This window comes from Pseudomonas syringae CC1557 (genome assembly GCF_000452705.1).
GTDB lineage: Bacteria > Pseudomonadota > Gammaproteobacteria > Pseudomonadales > Pseudomonadaceae > Aquipseudomonas > Aquipseudomonas syringae_F.
In genome coordinates, this window is the sequence record NZ_CP007014.1 from 1065098 (window position 1) to 1080303 (window position 15206).

Consider the following 15206-nt stretch of genomic DNA (forward strand, 5'->3'; position numbering starts at 1 on the left):
TCGCAGGTTTGTTTCGGCCACAAAAAAACCACCTGATCAGGTGGTTTTTTTGTGTGCCGCTGTCAATCAGAATAGCTGAACCGAAGGCTTCTCCTTGGAGATGGTTTCGGTTTGTCCGGTTCTTTCATACCAGCCGCCGCCGAGAGCCTTGTACAGGTTGACCTCGCTGGTCAGCTGCGACAGGCGATCAGTGATCAGCGTTTGTTGCGCACTGAACAGCGAGCGCTGGGCGTCGAGGAAGGTCAGGTTGCTGTCGATGCCGATACGGTAGCGACGCTCGGCCAGACGGTAGTAGTCCTGGTTGGCCGCGACGAAGTCACGTTGCGCCTGGAGCTGCTCGTCATAGGTCTTGCGTGAAGCCAGGCCGTCGGACACTTCCTGGAAGGCGGTCTGAATCGCCTTCTCGTAGTTGGCGACGCTGATTTCCTTCTGGATCTTCGAGTAATCCAGGCTGGCACGCAGACTGCCGGCGTTGAAGATCGGGATGTTGATGCTTGGCTGGAACAGCCAGGCGCCCGATCCGCCCTTGAACAGACCGGACAGCTCGCTGCTGCTGGTCCCGGCACTGGCCGTCAGGCTGATGCTCGGGAAGAACGCTGCACGTGCGGCGCCGATGTTGGCGTTGGCCGCCTTGAGCGAATGCTCGGCTTGCAGAATGTCCGGACGACGCTGCAACAGGTCGGACGGCAAGCCAGCCGGCATTTCCGTCAGCATGTCGGAATCGAGCAATTGACTGGCTGGCAGGTTGTCGGGCAAGCCGGTGCCAAGCAGCAGCACCAGGCTGTTCTGATCCTGAGCGACCAGGCGCTGATACTGGGCCAGTTTGGCGCGGGCGCTTTCGACGGCGGTGCGCGACTGGCTGAGGTCCAGCGCCGAAGAAACACCGACTTCATTGCTGCGCGAAGTGAGGCGGAAGCTTTCTTCGTAGGTCTTCAGGGTGTCCTGCGTCAGCTTGAGCAGTTCCTTGTCGGCCTGCCAGGTCATGTAGGCATTGGCAACGTTGGCCACCAGACTGATCTGGGTGCTGCGACGCGCTTCTTCAGTGGAGAAGTAGTTTTCCAGCGCTTGTTCACTGAGGCTACGCACTCGACCAAACAGATCCAGCTCGTAGGCGCTGACGCCCAGCGTTGCCGAATAGCTGCTGGTAATGCCGGCCTGACCAGTCTGCGACTGGCCGGCAGGCACGCGTTGGCGGCTGCCGCTGCCGGTTGCCGAAACAGCCGGGAACAGGTCCGCGCGCTGAATGCGGTACTGGGCGCGGTAGGCGTCGATGTTCAGCGCCGCGACCCGAAGGTCACGGTTATTGAGCAACGCGGTCTGAATCAGCTGTTGCAGCGCCGGATCATTGAAGAAGTGGCGCCAGCCTTGTTCCGCAGCGGCCATTTTGGCCGCCTCGACCGGCGAGTAAGCCGGACCTTGCGGGTATTGTGCGGCGACCGGTGCTTCCGGCTGCTTGTACTCGGGGATCAAAGAGCAGCCGCCGAGAATGAACGCGGTAACTGCAAGAGAGATCAATGACTTGCTCATTGGCCAGCCTCATCGTGTGAAGTATGTTTCTGCTTGCTCTTGAACAGCCCTGAGATCGAGACGAAGAACAGGGGCACCCAGAAGATCGCCAGAATAACGGCTGTGATCATACCGCCAATTACGCCAGTACCAATCGAATGCTGACTACCTGAACCCGCACCCGACGAGATCGCCAGTGGCACAACGCCAAGAATGAAGGCCATGGAGGTCATGATGATCGGGCGCAGACGCATGCGGCACGCTTCGATCGCTGCCTCGGCAAGGCTCTTGCCCTGTTCGTGCAGCTCTTTGGCGAACTCGACAATCAGGATGGCGTTCTTCGCCGCCAGACCCACTGTCACCAGCAATCCGACCTGGAAGAACACGTCGTTGGACAGACCGCGCAGGCTGGTTGCCATCAGTGCACCGATAACCCCCAGTGGCACCACGAGGATGACCGCGATCGGAATCGACCAGCTTTCATACAGCGCAGCCAGACACAGGAACACGACCAGCAACGACAGGGCGTACAGGGCAGGGGCCTGCGAGCCGGACAAGCGCTCCTCGTAGGACAGACCGGTCCAGGAGATGCCGATACCTTGTGGCAGTTTCTTGGCCAGTGCTTCAACTTCGGCCATCGCATCGCCGCTGCTGTAGCCCGGTGCCGGCGTACCGAGAATTTCCTCTGCCGCCACGCCGTTGTAGCGCGACAGTTTTGGTGAGCCGTAGGACCATTTGCCGCTGGCGAAGGCCGAGAACGGCACCATCTCACCCGCGCTGTTGCGCACGTACCACTTCTTCAGGTCTTCAGGCTTCATACGCGCACCCGCGTCGCCCTGGATGTACACCTTCTTCACACGGCCACGGTCAATGAAGTCGTTGACGTAGCTGCCACCCAACGCGATGGACAGAGTGTTGTTGATGTCCGACAGGGTGATACCCAAAGCACTGGCGCGTTCGTCGTCGATGATCAACTGATATTGCGGCTCGTCGTTCAACCCGTTCGGACGCACGCCTGCCAGAATCTTGCTCTGGGCGGCCATGCCGAGGAACTGGTTACGGGCTGCCATCAGTTTTTCGTGACCGACGCCGCCCTGGTCTTGCAGGTAAACGTCGAAGCCTGTTGCGTTACCCAGTTCCAGCACCGAAGGCGGCACGATGGCAAACACCATCGCATCGCGCAGGCTGAAGAAGTAGCCTTGGGCACGCTTGGCCAGTTCGAAGACGCTGTTGTTCGAGTCACGCTCTTCCCACGGCTTGAGCATCACGAACGCAATCGCCGAGCTTTGGCCGCGGCCCGCGAAGTTGAAGCCGTTTACCGAGAACACCGACTTCACTGCGCCGCTTTCCTTGGTCAGCAGGTACTCACGCATTTGATCGATGACTTCCTGCGTCCGCTCGGTCGAAGAGCCGGCAGGGGTCTGGATCTGGGCGAAGATAACGCCCTGGTCTTCTTCCGGCAGGAACGCTGCAGGAATCCGCATGAACATGAAGACCATGCCTGCGCAGATCACGATGTAGCCCAGATACGACAGCCATTTGTGCTTGAGCATATTGCCGACGCCGCGCTCATAACTCAGAACGCTGCGGTCGAAAGTACGGTTGAACCAGCCAAAGAAACCACGTTTCGGTTGCCCGTGCTTCTCGTGATCGATGGGCTTGAGCATGGTGGCGCACAGCGCCGGGGTGAAGATCAGGGCCACTACGACCGACAAGGCCATGGCCGAGACAATGGTGATCGAGAACTGCTTGTAGATCACCCCGGTGGAGCCGCCGAAGAACGCCATCGGCAACAGAACCGCCGACAGCACCAGGGCAATACCGACCAGCGCGCCCTGAATCTGGGTCATGGATTTTATCGTGGCGTCGCGCGGGGAGAGCTTTTCCTCCTCCATGACCCGCTCGACGTTTTCCACCACCACAATCGCATCGTCCACCAGCAAGCCGATGGCCAGCACCATACCGAACATGGTCAGGGTGTTGATGGTGAAGCCGAAGGCCGCGAGGATGCCGAACGTACCCAGCAAGACCACCGGAACCGTCATCGTGGTGATGATGGTGGCGCGGAAGTTCTGCAGGAACAGGTACATCACCAGGAACACCAGCACGATCGCTTCGATCAGGGTGTGCACCACTCCGTTGATCGATTCGCTGACCACCGGTGTCGTGTCATACGGGTAAACGACTTTCATGCCAGGCGGGAAAAACGGCTCCAGCGACGAAACGGTCGCGCGGATGGCCTTGGCAGTGTCCAGTGCGTTGGCGCCGGTGGCGAGCTTGATCGCCAGACCGGAAGCCGGTTTGCCGTCGAACTGCGAGTCAGTGCTGTAGTTCTCTGCGCCCAGGCCCACCGTGGCGACATCTTTCAGGCGAACCTGCGAGCCGTCGGTGTTGACCTTGAGGAAGATGTTGCCGAACTGCTCGGCGGTCTGCAGACGGGTCTTGCCGATGATCGTGGCGTTGAGTTGCTGGCCACTGATCGCTGGCAGACCGCCCAACTGGCCGGACGACACCTGGACGTTCTGCGCGGTGATCGCGTTTTTCACGTCAACCGGGGTCAGCTGGAAGTTGTTCAGCTTGGCCGGATCCAGCCAGATACGCATGGCGTACTGCGAACCGAACACCTGGAAGTCGCCCACACCGGAGGTCCGGGAGATCGGGTCCTGCATGTTCGACACAATGTAGTTGGCCAGGTCTTCCTTGCCCATGCTGCCGTCTTCCGACACCAGGCCGATCACCATCAGGAAGTTCTTCACTGCCTTGGTGACGCGGATACCCTGTTGCTGAACTTCTTGCGGCAGCAGCGGGGTCGCGAGGTTGAGCTTGTTCTGCACCTGAACCTGCGCCGTATCCGGGTTGGTGCCCTGATTGAAGGTCGCAGTAATGGTCATGCTGCCGTCGGAGTTACTTTCCGAACTGACATAACGCAGGTTGTCGATACCGTTGAGCTGTTGCTCGATCACCTGAACCACAGTGTCCTGCACCGTCTGGGCAGATGCGCCCGGATAAGTGACCTGGATACCGATGGCTGGCGGTGCGATGCTCGGGTACTGGTTGATCGGCAGGCTGGAAATCGACAGCGCACCGACCAGCATGATCACGAGGGCAATAACCCAGGCAAAAATGGGTCGATCAATAAAAAATTTCGACATGGGTTACTCCCCTTTGCTGCCTGCGGCTTTATCAGTGGCCGGGGCAGGCGCCGGGTTTGCTCCTTTGACGTTGGTCGCTTCGGCGACTTTCACTTCTGCACCTGGTTTGACGTACTGCAAGCCTTCGGTGATGACGCGATCACCCTCTTTCAGGCCGTCTTCGATCAGCCAGTCGCTGCCCACCGTGCGATTGGCAACCAGCGTGCGCACTTCAACCTTGTTGTCCTGGTTGACGACCATGGCGGTCGGTGTGCCTTTAAGGTCGCGGGTCACGCCTTGCTGCGGTGCCAGGATGGCTTTTGAGTTGACGCCAGCCTGCAACTGCGCATGCACGAACATACCCGGCAGCAGACGGTGTTCAGGGTTCGGGAACACTGCACGCAAGGTGACCGAGCCGGTTGTCTGGTCAACCGACACTTCGGAGAACTCCAGTTTGCCTTCCTGGCCGTAGACGCTGTTGTCTTCCAGTGTCAGCTTGACCTTGGCCGCAGTGTCGCCGGCTTTCTGCAGCTTGCCGCTGTCCAGGTCGCTGCGCAGCTTGAGCATGTCGGCAGATGACTGCACCACGTCGACATAGATCGGATCGAGCTGCTGGATGGTTGCCATCGCGTCGGTCTGGGCACTGCTGACCAGTGCGCCTTCAGTGACCGCAGAGCGACCGATACGACCGGAAATAGGTGCCAGCACCTTGGTGTAGCGCAGGTTGATCTGGGCGGTCTGCAGGGCAGCCTGAGCTTCCTGGGTGGATGCCAGCGCCGTGTCGTACTCCTGACGGCTTACCGCTTGCTCACTGACCAGTTGCTTGTAGCGATCGGACATCGACTTGGCGGACTGCAGGGTGGCCTTGGCGCTGTTGGCGTTGGCTTCATAGACAGCCGGGTCGATCTGGTAGAGCTGCTGACCGGCTTTGACATCGCCACCTTCGGTGAACAGACGCTTGAGAATGATGCCGTTGACCTGAGGGCGAACCTCGGCGACGCGGAATGCGGTGGTCCGGCCCGGCAGCTCGGTGGTCAGCGTGTAGGGCTGTGCTTTTATGGTAACGACGCCTACCTGAGGGGTTTGCGCAGGCGGGGCGGCCTGTTCCTTCTTGCTACAGCCACTGAGCAGGGTTGCCAGGGCGATGGCAGTGACCAGAACGGTAACAGCTGGCTTGAATTGCATGAAGATCCTCGGGGCAGGAGCCTGTTTTCTCAACAGTACGTTGAAGTGTTAAAAAATATTTCGGCTAGATAAGTAGCATGCTAAGGAATATACTTACATTCGCGGCTGTTTGTAAATACCCGCCGTGCGCATTCGGCCAGTATTCAGGGAGCCGACAGCCAATTCGGGACAAGGCGAGACAAATGCCGCCCGGTGATATCTCGAGGCATGACGCAAGACGCGTGCCTGAGGTGAATTTTTTGAGGTCTTATTGCCATGGTTCGTCGCACCAAAGAGGAAGCTCAGATCACTCGCAGCCAGATCCTGGAGGCTGCCGAGCAGGCTTTTTATGAGCGAGGCGTCGCCCGCACCACGCTGGCTGATATTGCGTCCCTTGCCGGTGTGACGCGTGGTGCCATCTATTGGCACTTCAATAACAAGGCCGACCTGGTCCAGGCGATGCTCGACAGCCTTCAGGAGCCTCTCGACGAAATGGCTCAGGCCAGCCAGAGCGAGGAGGAGGAAGACCCGCTGGGGTGCATGAGGAATCTGTTGATTCATTTATTCCATGAACTGGCACTGGACCCGAAAACCCGTCGCATCAATGAAATCCTTTTCCATAAATGCGAGTTTACTGACGAGATGTGTGATTTTCGTCGTCAACGGCAGGAAAACGCCATTCAATGCCATGAGCGGATCAACCTGGCGCTGCGCAACGCGGTACGCCAGGGGCAGCTCCCACAGGGTCTGGATACCGCACGTGCAGCCGTCGCCATGTTTGCCCACATCAACGGCATCATCTATCAATGGTTGCTGGTTCCCGACAGTTTCTCGCTGCCTGAAGAGGCCGAGCAAATGGTCGATGTGTGTCTGGACATGCTTCGCTACAGCCCGTCCTTACGGGTGAAGGCTGTTGCTGCCTGAAAGTGACAAGACGCCTGCCGCTTCCTGGTGCGCGATCTTTCTCACAAAGGCTGACTCCATTCCTTGCTTCGTATGCAGCAGATTTACCGACTGTTTATCTGTCTGGCCCGACTATGTCCGTTTATTACGACCAATTGATCTGCGGATTACAAAAGTTTTGTAGGACGCGAGTAGGACATTTCCCTATACATGTAGCTGATTTCCCAAAGTAATTTCCGACTATTGCTCCGTGGGAAAACTCCCTTCACTCTGCGCCTCCTGAAAAACAGAAGAGAGGAAGGTTGCATGCTTTTGCCGAATCTTGCGCCGATGTGTCCCGAAATCGACCCCAGCTCCGCCGATGTCCATTTTGGCGTGTCTGGTCGTGCCTCTCGTGGAGCCAGACGCACGCAGCAGGTAACCGAAACGCGCAAGACGGCTTCAGGCAATGGCGCTACCCGATCCACCAAAGGACTGAAAGGAGGGCAGGTAATGTCGGACAGCGGATCTGATGTTGTGAGGTTTTTGAACAGTATCGGACAACAATCCGGACCTGTTTCCGTAGATTCGATATCGGGGGTACCTGTCATACGACTGGGTTTGATAACCACCTTGTACTTCCGTGACGGTCACAGCCTGGAGGCCAGACGACGGATCGAAGGCTGCTTCACACGCTTTTACGAAACCTTCAGACCGAAACTCAAATGGCAGCTGTTCAAACGCATGCGTCGCCTCACTTCGTCGGCGTTTGCCGCGACCTGCCGGCAGGTTGTGGAAAGCTCGCCGGACGAGCAGTTCACCTGGTCGATTGCCAGCGCTACTCAGTCTGAGGTCGCGATGCACAGTCTGTTTGTGATGAATACCCCGGAGGGTCAGGCCGAGAATGACCGGTCGTGTCTGAAGATGGTGTTGCCCTGGTCATACCTGAATGAGCCTGACGGTCTGAAAAACTACGAAACCTGGATCAGATACCTGAGCAGCGAAGTGCGGGCCGAACACGGTTACGGTGGGCTGGCCTGCGTGCTGCCCTGCGATGGTCATCAGTATTTACCGTGGGAATATCGCCTGGCTCAGGAATACATCGGGCTGATGGTCGATCCGGGACCGCATATAGAAAGCCTGCGTCTACTGGATCGCATCAAGGGCGTGAGCTGGTACACCGTACTGGGTGATTCTTTCGTCAGGCAACTGGGCGGCAGCGACCGAATGCGCGGCCAGATGAGCGCGCACAGCGACATCGTTTTCCACAGTTACCGCAATGGCCTGCTGATTCGTGCTGGCGCGTCACCCGATCTGGGTGGCAGAGGCCTGCCGCCACCGCAGCCTTACGTCACTGTCAATAGAATGATCAAGCCGATCCGCTTGCAGGACACCGGCAACCTTCATCCTTATCTGGCCCCGGCGCTCGGCTTCACTGAAGAGACCACGGCGCAGTGGTATGCGCGGTTCGATGAAAAGCCCTTGCCGCCGGTTGACGCAGGGCAGGCCTGTCCGAGATCAGGTTGCTGGTTCAGCAGCGCACAGTTTGGCTCTCGACGGCATTTCGACGAGGGCGAAATCATGCCGGCTTTCGCCCACGTAAAAAACAGGAAAACCCAGTGGTTCTGGGCCGGATAATCGTCCCGAGCCTGAACGGCTGCTCAGTCCCGGCCGCGCAACAGGGTGTTGGGCATGATCCAGGCCGCAGCCAGACCGAACAGTGAAATGGCGGCGCTGGTGATCAGCAGGTTTCTGAAGGTCAGCCCCAGTTCAGCCCGCAAGGTATCCAGCGCGGGCCCGGTTGCTGCATTGAGGCTGTCGAGCAGCACGTTGCCGGAACCGCTTTCGCTACCAGCCGACGCTGCGCCAGCCACTGCAGTTCCTGACAGGGCTACGCCCGTGTGTTGCAGCATCGCCAGCAACAACGCCGACATGAGGGCCACGCCGACGGCGCCACCCAGTGAGCGGAACAGATTGGTTGTGCTGGTGGCCACGCCCATGTCCTTGGTCTGCACAGCGTTCTGGGTCCCGACCAGCGATGTGGGAAATTGCATGCCGGTTGCGACGCCGGTCAGGATCATGAACAGGCTCATCAGCACAATAGACTGTGGCGGTGTGAAGGCCATCGCCAGAATGGCGATCGGCATCAGCAGCGCGCCAGTCAGGATCAACGGCTTGTATCGGCCGGTATGCGCGGTGCGTCGCCCTGCAAAATAAGCCCCCATCGGCATGCCGATTGCCAGTGGCAGCATGTGCAGGGCTGCACTGTCGGCGCCACCGCCGGTAACGGTCTGGTAGCGCAGCGGCATCAGGACAATCAGTGAAATGGCCTGGAAGCTGGTAAAAAACACCGTACACCAGCAGAGCACTGCGCTGCGGTTGGTAAACAGATGCATGGGCAGCAAGGGCTCAGGGGCGCGACGCTCGTACCAGACGAAAACCGCCAGCGCCAACAGGGCGATGCCGAGCAGCAGCTGAACCTGGGTATCGCCCAGATTCAGGCCTTGACCGATTTCGGTGATACCCAGCAACAGCGCGGTCAGGCCGATGATCATCAGCACGGTTCCCAGATAGTCGATGATCGGCTTGCGCTGGGGGATGGGCAGACCGTTAAGGGTCCGGTAGGCGACGATCAGCGCAGCGGCACCCAGCGGCAGGTTGATCAGAAACACCCAGCGCCAGGACAGGTATTCGGTCATCAAACCGCCCAATACCGGGCCTGCGACGCTGGCGACAGCGTACATGCTGCTGAAATAACCCTGATAGCGACCGCGCTCACGAGGCGGGACGATATCGGCGATGATTGCCTGGCTCACCGACACCATGCCGCCTGCGCCAATCCCTTGCAGTACGCGCGCCAGCACCAGTTGCTCCATGCTTTGCGCAACACCGCAGAACAGGGAGGCCAGCGTGAACAGACCAAGCCCGAACAGCATCAGATTGCGTCGCCCGTAAAGGTCGCCCAGCTTGCCGTAGATAGGAACCGCCACGGTCAGCGCGACCATGTAGGCAGAGATGACCCAGGCCAGTAGGTCGATGTCTCTGAACTGGGCGGAAATGGCAGGCATCGAAACAGCGACGATGGTCTGGTCCAGCGCGCTGAGCAGGACAGCCATCATCAGCGCGAACAAAATGCTGCGAATGGCGGGCGGCGTTTGAGTAAGACTGGTCAAGGCTCAACCTGATGGCAGTGTTGACCCGCCGCGAGGGAGGCGGGAGAAGTCTGGCCAGTCTAATCCGATAGCTTGCTAATCGATAGCTGCCTTTGCTGAATGGCGCTGTAATTAAGTGCGCATAAGCCTCATCGCAGGGCGCTGAAGCTTGCGTCGAGCGGCGCGCAATGGCCGAACGTGCAGTTGGCATATCCAGTGGCCTGTCGGGACAGTTCGTTTTGATACGCACCGGCAGCGTACACGGCCAGTACCGCGAGAATGCCGATGGCGGCCATACATCTTCTTGTTATTACTTTCATGACGCACTCCTTGCTTTACCTACAGAGCAGCTTGAAAGATCTAATCGAAGTGTAGGACAAGAAAGCGCTTCAGGCAGGAAGATATTCGTACCGCACACGAGGGGAGTGAACGGTTAGAATTCGCGTTTTGATTGATCGGCAGGTTAGAGACACATGGCGCGCAAGGAATACAACGGGTTTGAAGTAGTATCTGCGGTAATACCGTCAGAGCAGGAGGGTTATAGCGCAGCAGTTGCCGTCAAGTCATTGGCAGCAGGCGGTGCGCCGCGCTTCCACGCGATATTGCCAGGGCAGAAATTCAAGACCGCTCATGACGCCGATCTGGCCGCAGTCCAGGAACTGGAGCGGCTGATCGACGTGGATCAAGAGGGCGAGCCGGTGTGGGCTTGCTGATCAGGCACCTGGACGAAACATCTTGAACAGCGCTTCCGGGCCAAGCTGGAAGTAATCAGCCGGGCCACCGCCGCGCAGAATCGGCTCTGCCGCAGCGGTGTCGTAGATGCCGTCTTTGAGCAGCGACTTGTCGATGTGTACCGCAACCACCTCGCCCAGAATCAGCCAACTCGGGACCAGTTCCTTGTCCGCCCGTTGCAATTGAATGATCTGCGTGACCTTGCATTCGAAGGACACCGGCGTTTCCAGCACGCGCGGCACCGAAACAATGTGCGACGCCAGCGGCGTCAGGTTCGCCAGCTCGAACTCGCTCACGTCAGGGGCCACCGGTGCGCAGCTCTGATTCATGGCTTCGGCCAGCGAGCGGGTCGCAAGGTTCCAGACAAACTCGCCGGTCTGTTCGATGTTATTGAGGCTGTCCTTCCGACCGACGCTGCAGAAGCCAATGATCGGTGGCACGTAGTTGAACGCGTTGAAGAAGCTGTAAGGCGCGAGATTCAGCTTGCCGTTGGCATCCTGTGAGGATATCCAGCCAATCGGGCGTGGACCTACAATCGCGTTGAACGGGTCGTGTGGCAGGCCGTGCCCTTTGGATGGCTCGTAGGAGTGAATAGCGTCTGACATGCTCGGTTCCTGATGGCTCATGGTAGAGGTGAACATAGTGCTGCGCATCGGCGCTGGATGCCAGAGTCGTGTGTGTTTCCGTCTGGGCCAGAAACGAAGAAGCCCGGCATAGCCGGGCCTGGGGTGTCGCTTGAGGGATCAGCTCAGGCGGTTTGCACCGACGTGATCAGCGCCATCAGCAGCTTGACGATTGGCGCCTACACGATCAGCGCCATCAGCGGCCAGACGATTTGCACCAACGTGATCAGCGCCATCGGCAGCCTGACGGTTTGGACCTACACGATCTGCGCCATCAGCCGCTACACGGATCGAGCCGACGTTAGTGTGCTTGGTGCCGCCTTCAGCAACGATGGTTGCCTTGGACATGTCGTTATGTACGGTATTGACTGCTGGAAGAGCGAAGGCGCTCGACGCCAGAACAGAGAAGGCCAGGCCGAAGATCAGTTTGTTGGTTTTCATGAGAGTGTCTCCAAGTAGTGTCGGGTGAGTTGTCATCCCGGTATGGAGGCAATGCTACGCGCCAGCGGATTATTAAGAAGTTAATAGGATTGCTAGCGATCATCGCTGAAAATGATAGTAGGCCGTAACGCGCTGATTTCGGGCCTCTTAACCCGAATTGCATTGTTGTGGTGCAATTCCTGAAAAGTCTTGTAATAAAGCCTATTGACAAAATATAAGTGTTATTTATTCAACAGGTTGTCGCTGGAAATCACCCAAATAATGCACCGTACTGAAACGCTTTGTTTCAGATGATCTGTGAAAGAGGGGGCTTTTACACAGTAGTTATATCGATGCGGGCAATGATACTGATCGTTATAAGTGAGCTTCGATGACTCTCGTGCCTGCGCGAAGCATGGACACGAGAATCGTCGCAGTCGTTATCAGATCAGTCAGTTTCGATCCGCGAGTGTTTACGCGTGTCCTTCATGAACACATACACCAGCAGCGAGCAGGCGATGCACGCGGTGACGTACCAGTAATAACCCGTCTCCATGCCGATGCTCTTGAACCACAGTGCAAGGTACTCCGCAGTGCCGCCGAATATCGAGACGGTCAGTGCGTAAGGCAGGCCGACACCGAGTGCGCGGATTTCGGTAGGGAACAGCTCGGCTTTCACCACTGCGTTAATCGACGTGTAACCGCTGACGATGATCAGCGCGGCCATGATCAGGAAGAACGCGCCCCACCAGGTCTGAATGGTGTGCAACGTGGTCAGGATCGGCACTGTGCACAACGTACCCAGCACGCCAAAGGCAATCAGGATCGGACGTCGACCAACCTTGTCAGACAGCGCCCCAACCACCGGTTGCAGCAGCATGAACAGGAACAGCGTCGCTGCCGATATCGAGGTCGAGTCGGTGATGCTCATGCCAACGGTGTTGACCAGATACTTCTGCATATACGTGGTGTAGGTATAGAAGGCCAGGGTGCCGCCCATGGTCAGGCCGACCACCGTCATCAATTCCTTGGGATGGCGCATCAACGTGCGCATCAGGCTTTCCTTGCGCTTTTCCTTCTTTTTGCGGGTGAATGACTCGGTCTCTTCCATGCCGCGACGAAGGAACAACGCTACTACTGCGCACAAGGCGCCGATGACAAACGGAATGCGCCAGCCCCAGGCATACAGCTGTTCGGTGGTAAGGGTTTGTTGCAGCACGATCAGCACACCCAGCGCAATGAGCTGGCCGGAAATCAGCGTGACGTACTGAAAGCTGGAGAAGAAGCCGCGACGCTCCTTGGTCGCCATTTCACTGAGGTAGGTCGCCGAGGTTCCGTATTCGCCGCCGACCGAAAGGCCCTGCAGCAAGCGGGCGAATACCAGCAGGATCGGTGCGCCGACGCCGATGCTTTCATAGCCCGGTGTCAGGGCAATGATCAGCGAGCCGAAACACATCAGCAGCACCGATGCCATCAGCGCGGCCTTGCGGCCCTTGTAGTCGGCATACAACCCCATCAGCCAGCCACCAATCGGTCGCATCAGAAAGCCGACGGCGAAGATTGCGGCGGTGTTGAGCAGTTGCGCGGTGGTGTCGCCTTTGGGGAAGAACGCTTTGGCGAAGTACAGCGAGAACGCGGCGTAGACGTACCAGTCGTACCACTCGACCATATTGCCGACCGAGCCACTGAAGATCGATTTGATACGGCTGGAGGTGGTTTTTGGGCCGGCTGCAGTAGCAGCCGACCCGTTGGAGGCGGGATTGGAGGTTTCCATGATGTTCCTTGATTTCATTATTTTTAGAAGGAGGCATTCAGTGCCCTGCTCAGTTCCATAGCAGGAGCTGTGCCACACCATGAGGGCTTGGGCTAGAGCGGTCGCGAGAGCGTGGTAAGCAAGAATCCGCTTATAGACGCAGCGCGGATAGGCGGATTCTTGCTGATAGGAGGGGAGAGCTACTAATGACCGCGTGCCGGTCCGAAAGCAATCACGGCTCCAACAAAGGCGAGCATCAGGCCCATGAGGATCATGATGCCTTTGAACGTGTTCCTGGCGCAGAAGGCTTTTACTCCGTGCCAACCTCCGGTACGAGCCGAAACAGCGTCTTGAAAAAGAGAAATCCGGTAGGGCGACAGGACAATCCATGACGCCAGGCCAGCGCTGAACAGCGCTAAAAGCAAAAGTCCTTCCTGTATGCAGGCGGCCCCGATGGTGACCACCGGAATACCATGGCGCAGCAGCAGAGTCTGGTAGCCAGGCCAGCTCAGCCAGCCGGGCAGCAGGCGTTCACTCCAGCGCTTGTCCGCGGTCTTGAAGCTTTCGCTGACAGGCCCCCAGAGGGTCATGACCATGTAGCTGATAAGCAAGAAAAGTACGGGGGCGCTCAGCGCAATGCCGATTACTTCATACCAGGCAACGTCGGCTCTCGAAGGGTCGAGTGAGGCCGTTATGAATATCGCCAGTGCACCGAACAGATAGGTCCTGAGGTTCGGATTGAACGACACCTGCTCAGGCAGTTTTCGCCAGGACTGCACATCAGCGTCCGGAAATACCTCCATGGCCTCCGGAAAACGATGGATCAGATCAGACGTGAGCGTCTCGCAGGCTTGCCAAAGCGCTTGATCACCTTGTCTTGCCAGGCGCAGTCGTTCATTCAGTGGCGGTGGCTGCAGGATCAAGTGCGCTGCGGTCGCTTCAGGGCTGTCTGCCGGCCCTTCGAGCAAGTGATGCAGGCGAGTGATGAAAGCCTTTTTTTCACAGCGCTGAACCAGGTTCATCCACAACGACATTGGCCCGGAATGCACATCATGTTTCTGATCCCAGTCAAACAGGGCGCTCAGGCGTTCGAACAACGCAGGTGACCAGTGAGGGTTGTTGAGCAGCAGCGACATGGTCCATTGCTCCAACTGCTCCTGACGATCAAAGGACGCCAGCCATGGCTGCTGCTGAAGTGCCTTCAGCGCATCGAGAAAGGCGCGCTCTTCACTGTTTTCAAGCAGCGCGTGCAACGGCTGAAGCGAGCTGTCCAGCAGCGCCTGGGTCAAGCGCTGTGACTGGTGCGCCCTGAGCTGCACCTTTTGCCAGGGTGTCAGCCAGTGCAGTTGCTCAACCGCAGCCTTTATCAGCGGCAGGGTGCCTTCCGGGTCCAGCAGGCATCGGCGAGCCAGGTGCTGCTGAAAAACCTCGTCGCAGCCTTGGTCCTGGGCGAGCTGGTGTTGTGAGTGCAAATTCTCCGGCGTGGTTCGAGACGCTTGCTCGTGCCAGCTCAACTCTATCGCCGGGCGCACCAGTGGATAAGTACTGTCAACATCCGGCAGTGCTCGCTCATCGTCCGGCTGGACGGCCCGTGCAGGCTTGTCCAGAGTCAGCGACTCTGGCGCCTGGTCTGCGAACGACCAGAAGCCTGCGCCCTCGGGGGCGTATTCAACACGATTTCGAGCCCGTTCCAGGGCTTGTTCGTAAGCATCACGCAGCCTCTGGAAGGCGACAGGATCGTCGTCAGGCCGAGTAACTTTAAGCAGTCTTGCGTATTGCCGTTTGATGCTGCGCTCGTCGGCGTCGTCCTGCAGTTCCAGTACGCTCCAGCAATCCATTGCAA

At 58.2% G+C, this 15206-nt stretch carries 12 protein-coding genes; 3 read left to right on the top strand and 9 right to left on the bottom strand.

Annotation, left to right across the window (positions count from 1 at the left end; all coding sequences use genetic code 11):
* Positions 1-66: 66 nt before the first annotated feature.
* Genes N018_RS05020 through N018_RS05030 form a run of 3 tightly spaced genes read right to left on the bottom strand, consistent with a single transcriptional unit; the run spans position 67 to position 5822 of the window.
* Entirely contained in the window at positions 67-1527 is a 1461-nt protein-coding gene (locus N018_RS05020) for an AdeC/AdeK/OprM family multidrug efflux complex outer membrane factor (protein ID WP_024647297.1), read from the bottom strand.
* A complete protein-coding gene (locus tag N018_RS05025; RefSeq protein WP_025388972.1) occupies positions 1524-4658 on the bottom strand; it encodes an efflux RND transporter permease subunit in 3135 nt (1044 codons plus the stop codon). The genes N018_RS05020 and N018_RS05025 overlap by 4 nt, the downstream gene beginning before the upstream one ends.
* 3 nt (positions 4659-4661) lie before the next feature.
* Positions 4662-5822 carry an efflux RND transporter periplasmic adaptor subunit gene (locus N018_RS05030; protein WP_024647299.1) on the bottom strand — a complete coding sequence of 387 codons (1161 nt, stop codon included), beginning with the start codon at positions 5820-5822 and terminating at the stop codon, positions 4662-4664.
* 255 nt (positions 5823-6077) lie between these two features.
* On the opposite strand from N018_RS05030, the gene N018_RS05035 reads away from it, so the two are divergent.
* Positions 6078-6725 carry a TetR family transcriptional regulator gene (locus N018_RS05035; protein WP_024647300.1) on the top strand — a complete coding sequence of 216 codons (648 nt, stop codon included), beginning with the start codon at positions 6078-6080 and terminating at the stop codon, positions 6723-6725.
* A 471-nt stretch (positions 6726-7196) separates the two neighbouring features.
* Entirely contained in the window at positions 7197-8321 is a 1125-nt protein-coding gene (locus tag N018_RS05040; RefSeq protein ID WP_032633054.1) for a DUF3396 domain-containing protein, read from the top strand.
* Between the two features lie 23 nt (positions 8322-8344).
* On the opposite strand, the gene N018_RS05045 is transcribed toward N018_RS05040, so the two are convergent.
* Both N018_RS05045 and N018_RS27725 read right to left on the bottom strand, forming a co-directional pair.
* Complete coding sequence (locus N018_RS05045) at positions 8345-9856, bottom strand: MDR family MFS transporter (RefSeq protein WP_024647301.1); 1512 nt, start codon at positions 9854-9856, stop codon at positions 8345-8347.
* 128 nt (positions 9857-9984) lie between these two features.
* A complete protein-coding gene (locus tag N018_RS27725; protein ID WP_195757213.1) occupies positions 9985-10131 on the bottom strand; it encodes a hypothetical protein in 147 nt (48 codons plus the stop codon).
* 177 nt (positions 10132-10308) lie between these two features.
* Here N018_RS27725 and N018_RS05050 point away from each other — a divergent pair, with 177 nt between their 5' ends.
* Entirely contained in the window at positions 10309-10548 is a 240-nt protein-coding gene (locus tag N018_RS05050; RefSeq protein ID WP_024647302.1) for a hypothetical protein, read from the top strand.
* Here the strand turns inward: N018_RS05050 and N018_RS05055 are convergent, their stop codons facing one another.
* The 4 genes from N018_RS05055 to N018_RS05070 form a co-directional block, all read right to left on the bottom strand.
* Positions 10549-11172, bottom strand: a complete 624-nt coding sequence (locus N018_RS05055; protein WP_024647303.1) for a flavin reductase family protein — start codon at positions 11170-11172, stop codon at positions 10549-10551.
* 138 nt (positions 11173-11310) lie between these two features.
* Positions 11311-11631, bottom strand: a complete 321-nt coding sequence (locus tag N018_RS05060) for a hypothetical protein (RefSeq protein ID WP_024647304.1) — start codon at positions 11629-11631, stop codon at positions 11311-11313.
* A gap of 427 nt (positions 11632-12058) precedes the next feature.
* The gene (locus tag N018_RS05065) at positions 12059-13384 is read right to left on the bottom strand and encodes an MFS transporter (RefSeq protein WP_024647305.1); all 1326 of its coding nucleotides are present in this window, start codon (positions 13382-13384) and stop codon (positions 12059-12061) included.
* 182 nt (positions 13385-13566) lie between these two features.
* Complete coding sequence (locus N018_RS05070; RefSeq protein ID WP_025388973.1) at positions 13567-15201, bottom strand: J domain-containing protein; 1635 nt, start codon at positions 15199-15201, stop codon at positions 13567-13569.
* Between the last annotated feature and the right edge of the window lie 5 nt (positions 15202-15206).